Annotated in this window: 3 protein-coding genes and 1 pseudogene; 2 read left to right on the top strand and 2 right to left on the bottom strand. The window is 55.0% G+C overall.

Annotation, left to right across the window (positions count from 1 at the left end):
• On the top strand, positions 1-839 hold an 839-nt coding region (locus L692_RS0113940), incomplete at its 5' end, for a SpoVR family protein (protein ID WP_025700755.1).
• Between the two features lie 88 nt (positions 840-927).
• On the opposite strand, the gene L692_RS0113935 is transcribed toward L692_RS0113940, so the two are convergent.
• Positions 928-3,222 (bottom strand): LTA synthase family protein, encoded by a 2,295-nt coding sequence (locus L692_RS0113935; protein WP_051503501.1) that lies wholly within the window; start codon positions 3,220-3,222, stop codon positions 928-930.
• A gap of 165 nt (positions 3,223-3,387) precedes the next feature.
• On the bottom strand, positions 3,388-5,283 hold the full coding sequence (locus L692_RS0113930) for a PrkA family serine protein kinase (protein WP_025700753.1): 1,896 nt from the start codon (positions 5,281-5,283) through the stop codon (positions 3,388-3,390).
• A 242-nt stretch (positions 5,284-5,525) separates the two neighbouring features.
• Here L692_RS0113930 and L692_RS28810 point away from each other — a divergent pair.
• A pseudogene (locus L692_RS28810) lies at positions 5,526-5,762 on the top strand (DUF2161 family putative PD-(D/E)XK-type phosphodiesterase); the annotation flags it as partial.

The following is a 5,762-nucleotide window of genomic DNA, read 5'->3' as shown; positions in this document are numbered from 1 at the left end:
GGCGCGGGGAGCCGAAAGAGGAGGCTGGCGAGGCCACCCCTTACGAGGAGCTTTGGCGGCTCGACCAGACCGAGGAACCCGCAGGGAAGTCCGGGCCCGGACGCAAACCCTTCCCTCCGGAGCCCGAGAAGGATGTGGTCTGGTTCATTCAGCATTACTCCACTGTGCTTGAAGATTGGCAGCGCGACATTATGACGATGCTGCATGACGAGATGCTCTACTTCTGGCCGCAAATGGAGACGAAGATTATGAACGAAGGCTGGGCCTCCTACTGGCATCAGCGCATCATGCGGGAGCTGGACCTGACGCCGGAGGAGACGGTCGAGTACGCCAAGCTCAATTCTGCGGTCGTGCAGCCCTCCCGCCAGAGCCTGAATCCGTATTATCTGGGCCTGAAAATCCTGGAGGATATTGAGCGCCGCTGGGACCGGGACAAAATATTCGAGGTGCGCGAGCTGGACTCCGACATTTCCTTTATCCGCAGCTACCTGACCAAAGAATTGGTCGAGGATCTCGACTTGTACGTCTTCGAGAAGAAAGGGCCGGAATGGAAAATCACCGACAAGGCCTGGGAAAATGTCAGGGATCAGCTGGTGCAGGCCCGCATCAACGGCGGTTCGCCTTATCTGGTCGTGCAGAACGGCAACTTTGAGCGCAACGGCGAGCTGTACATCGTCCACCGCTATGAGGGCATCGAGCTGGACCTGAAGTACCTGGAGCGTACGCTGCCCTATATTTATTCGCTGTGGGGCAAGACCGTCCATCTGGAGACCGTCATCGAAGACAAGAAGGCCTGCTTCTCCTATGACGGCAAAAAGGTGCTGCGGAAGTTCGTCTGAGTTCATGCGGATGCACCACCAAAAAAAGACCAAAGGCCCGGGAACATACCGTCCCCGGGCCTTGCTTTATGGAAGCCGTTCACCAGATTTACTCATTCCCGGCATCCATATCAATGACCTCAACGTGCTTTGGCCCGGAACCGGCAGCCGGTGACGGACTGATCGCCGCTCCGAAGCTTGCCCCCGGCGCGGTGCCCGGCGATGAGCGGGGACTTGCAGCCGGCGATGGACTGGCCTCCGGAGCGGTCTTGGAGAACTCCACGCTGATCTTGCTGATTTTGAGCGCTTTTTCGGCGCCAGAGTAATCATTGGTATGAAACGAGGTCTTCAGATTGAAGGCATAGCCGTAAACCGTCTTCTTGTTGTGGAACCTGAACGTCATTCTTCCGCTGCTGTTCGGCTTGTCAATCATCCGTACGCTCTTGTGGCCGCTGTAATCCTCGAATTTCAGAACAAGCCAGTCGGCGGCAGCCATCGAAGAGGCATCATAGTCCACCTGGATATCCACATACGATTCCTCCGGCAGCGTGATGAACTGCCCGGCGGTAACAACGGTTTCCCCGCCGCCTATAAGCGGAATGACTTTATCTTTCATAATCACGATTACGCGATCCCCCGCCGAGGACTTGTCGATATAATTTTTATAGGTCAGGATTTTCTTCTTCAGCTCATCGTCCGACAGGGAGGTTCTCTCGTACTTGCCGCTGAACAGCTCCCCGTTCTCCGAGGTCAGGCTGTACAGCTGCCCGCTGTTATCCACCTGATACACGGTCCCCTTCTCAGTCGAATAGAAAACATCGCCATTATAATGGGAGGCGAACAGGACCGGCGAATCCCCGGTATATTTCCGGAATACGCTGCGGCCCGTCGTATAGTCGGCCAGGCCGGGGTCCGCATAATCCAGCAGCGAGAGCAGAATATCCTTCTGCCCGTACACGCCGTCGCCTATAATCTGACCGTCAATATCGGGTGAATACGCCGCGAATATCCCCCAGTTCGAGCCGTAAGGCTGGTCGTTCACCCCATGCGATTCGTCGGAGACGAACAGCACCAGCGTGTCCTTGGCGAAGCTCGAATGGTCAATATAATCGATGAACCCGGACAGCGCCTCATTCAGATAAGCCACCGCCGCCGCCTTGCGGCTCGGATAGTTCTTCGCGTAATCGTCCGTCACCGCATAGGGATGATGGGTTCCGACTGTCAGCATGGTGGCGAACCAGGGTTTGCCCTTGGCGTTCAGCTCGTCGATATATTTTTGCGATTGCTCGAAAAAGGCCTTGTCGTCCGGTCCCCATCCGAAGGGCACATAGGGGTTCTTGAAGCTCTCCCCCCCGATCACGGTATCGAAGCCCGCCGCCGTCATAAAATCACCCTTGGACATGTACTCCAGCTCCGCCGCCTGGATAAAGGCCGTACTATAGCCCCGGTTCTTCAGCAGCTTCGGAAGCAGCTCCTCCCGGTAACGGGGGTCTTGCTGCAAATATTCATAGGCCTTCGGCGTGGACGCGTCCAATTTGGGATAGTCGCCGCTGACCAGCGAGTACATGCCTCTGATCGTCTGGTTATTGTGAGTGATGTAGTTTGGAAGAATGAGACTATGGTCTTTGATTTTGTCCAGACTGGTCATTTGGATCTCGTTAGAGATGCCCAGAAACTCCTGATTGGCGGGCGAATAGGCGCCCGGAATGCCTTCCATGACGACCATCAGTATATTTTTGCCCCCCGTATGCCGGTTCAGCAAATATTCGCCGTCCTTGAGTCGCTGCGACGTGTTGATCTGCCGCTCGATATCCGGAGGATAGTCCGTCAGCGCTTCCGCGTTAAAGGTCAGCAGAGCTGCGGAATTGCGGATCGATGCCGATACAAAATTGCCGTTCTTCCAATCCCCGCTCGAATGAATGGCAATGGCAAGATAGAGAATCGACAGCCCGGCAAAGGCCAGCAAGCTGTACCTTCTTCTGTTCAAGGGAACTGGAGACAGCCTCCTCAGACCAAAGACCGACGCCAGCAGCGAGGCCATCAGAAGTATGGAGTAGACCGGGAAGCTCACATGGAATAACGTGCCTGCAATAAACTCCTTGTCCGACGCCATCGTAATATCCTTGAGATTAACGACATGGTCCAGCGCGTAGATGTATTCAACATTCGCCAAATGAAAGATACCGAGCGCCAGCGCAGCAAGATACGAAGCCATGAGATTTACCCTGGAAAGCGCATATAAGACAAGCAGGATGAATAGGCCGATCCCGATATCTTTCAGAGTTGGAGCATACAGCGCGTTAAATTGCACATCGATGTCCTTCTGCCGGTACAAGAGGATGCGCCCATAAGCAAAGAGGACGATAAATAGAATGGAGGGTATAATGTAAAATGGTTTTTTCATCGTATTCGCCCCCGTCAACTGTACAATGAATCTATTATATATGATATTGCGGCCGCAGAGCCGGATTTTTTCATATAGCCGCAAGATCATTGAACGTTCAAAAAGGACCGCTGACGGCAGCGGCCCTTTTTACCGGTTACGGCATGATTCAAGATGGTTTCACACTCAGCGGTTCAGCAGGCTGCCCACGTACCGGAGCAGCTCATTGGCGCAAATCGGGCAGTAGCCATGCTCCTCGATCAGACGGCGGGACACCTCGTTAATCCGCTTCAACTGGCTCTCATCCGGGGTTTTGGACGAGGTCGTAATTTTGACGATATCCTTGAGATCCGCGAACAGCTTCTTCTCAATCGCCTCCCGGAGACGGTCGTGGTTGCTGTACTCGAACTTTTTGCCTTTGCGCGAATAAGCGGAAATCCGGATCAGAATTTCCTCCCGGAAAGCCTTCTTCGCATTCTCCGAAATGCCGATTTGCTCCTCGATGGAACGCATCAGCCGCTCATCCGGCTCCATTTCTTCATCGGTCAGCGGGTCGCGGATTTTGGCCCAGTTGCAGAACGCCTCAATGTTGTCGAGATAGTTCTCGAACAGCGTCTTGGCCGATTCTTCAAAAGAGTAGACGAACGCCTTCTGCACCTCGTTCTTGGCCAGCGTGTCGTATTCTTTCCGGGCAATGGAAATAAAGTTCAAATAGCGCTCCCGCTCCTCCTTCGTAATCGAAGGATGCTGGTCCAGACCGTCCTTGATGGCCCGCAGCACATCCAGCGCGTTCATGCACTCCAGATCGCCCTTGATCAAGGCGCTTGAGATCCGGTTAATGACGTACCGGGGGTCGATGCCGGACATGCCTTCGTCCAGGTATTCGTTCTGCATCTCTTTGAGGTCGGCTTCCTTGTAGCCCTCGACTTCTTCGCCGTCGTACATCCGCAGCTTCTTGATCAGATCCATGCCCTGCTTCTTGCTCTCCTTGAGTCGGGTCAGGACGGAGAAAATCGCTGCGGCCCGCAGCGCGTGGGGCGCGATATGCACATGCTTCATGTCGCTCTGGGCAATCAGCTTGGCGTAGATCTTCTCCTCTTCCGACACCTTCAGGTTATAAGGCACCGGCATGACGATCATCCGCGACTGGAGCGCCTCGTTCTTCTTGTTGGAAATGAACGCCTTGTACTCCGTTTCGTTCGTGTGGGCGACAATCAGCTCGTCGGCGCTGATCAGCGCGAACCGCCCGGCCTTGAAATTGCCCTCCTGCGTCAGCGACAGCAGGTTCCACAGAAACTTCTCGTCGCACTTGAGCATCTCCTGGAACTCCATCAGTCCGCGGTTGGCCTTGTTCAGCTCGCCGTCGAACCGGTAAGCCCGGGGATCGGATTCCGACCCGTATTCCGTGATGGTCGAGAAGTCGATGCTGCCCGTCAGATCGGCGATATCCTGCGATTTCGGGTCGGACGGACTGAAGGTTCCGATGCCGACACGCTCCTCCTCCGACAGCAGCACCCGCACGACCCTTACCTTCTCGATATCGCCGCCATATTCATTCTTCAGCCGCATCTGGCAGGATGGGCACAGGTTGCCCTCAATGCGCACGCCCAGCTCCTTCTCGATCTCCGGACGAAGCTCGTTCGGGATCAAATGCAGCGGCTCCTCGTGCATCGGGCAGCCCTCAATCGCGTATACCGCCCCTTGCAGTGTACGGGAATACTGCTCCAGCCCGCGCTTGAGCAGCGTAACCAGCGTCGATTTGCCGCCGCTCACCGGACCCATCAGCAGCAATATCCGTTTGCGCACATCCAGCCGCCGCGCGGCTGAATGGAAATACTCCTCGACCAGCTTTTCGATAGCCCGGTCCAGTCCGAAAATCTCCTGCTCGAAAAATTTGTAGCGCTTGCGGCCGTTAATTTCCTCGACACCATGCGATTTGATCATGTCATATACCCGGGAATGGGCCGTTTTGGCGGGAGTGGGATCTTTTTTTAGCAGTTCTATATATTCCTTGAAGGTTCCGCTCCACGCCATACGTTCGTTCTCTGCCCGGTACGATGCTATACGTTCAAAAATGTCCATTGCTCGCTGCCTCCTCACCTTGCTCTCTTGTGACCCTCGCGTGATGTCTGTTCGGGCTGTGCCCGCCTGCCCTCGCCAATGTCCGCCTGCCTGCCGCCGTCCCTTCCGACGCTTCCGCCGCCCAGCGGAGTTCGCATTCGAAAAGTGTAATACATACCTATGCGGGAAGCCCGAAATACTGACCTCTTTTTTGATGTGCTATAATAGAGAATCAGCTGCAAATGTAACAAAGGAGACAAACTATGGCGGTGAAGCGCGAAACAGAGCTGTATGCTCCTTTAAAAAATTTTTTTGAAAAACAAGGCTATGAGATCAAAGGCGAGGTGCGTTCCTGCGACCTGGTTGGCGTCCGGGGCGACGGGGAGCCGCCGCTCATTGTGGAGATGAAGAAGACCTTCAACCTTTCCCTGCTGCTGCAAGGGGTGGAGCGGCTCAAGCTTAGTCCGGCGGTGTATCTGGCGGTCGAAAGGTGCCGGGAG

This window comes from Paenibacillus forsythiae T98, from assembly GCF_000520735.1.
In the GTDB taxonomy this organism is placed as follows: domain Bacteria; phylum Bacillota; class Bacilli; order Paenibacillales; family Paenibacillaceae; genus Paenibacillus_AQ; species Paenibacillus_AQ forsythiae.
The sequence above is the reverse complement of the archived record's forward strand: the minus strand, read 5'-3'. Positions and strand labels throughout refer to the sequence as shown.

What these genes read in the sequence shown, in the direction of transcription:
- L692_RS0113935 (WP_051503501.1), bottom strand. Translation starts at nt 3,222, where the DNA reads ATGAAAAAACCATTTTACATTATACCCTCCATTCTATTTATCGTCCTC.
- L692_RS0113930 (WP_025700753.1), bottom strand. Translation starts at nt 5,283, where the DNA reads ATGGACATTTTTGAACGTATAGCATCGTACCGGGCAGAGAACGAACGT.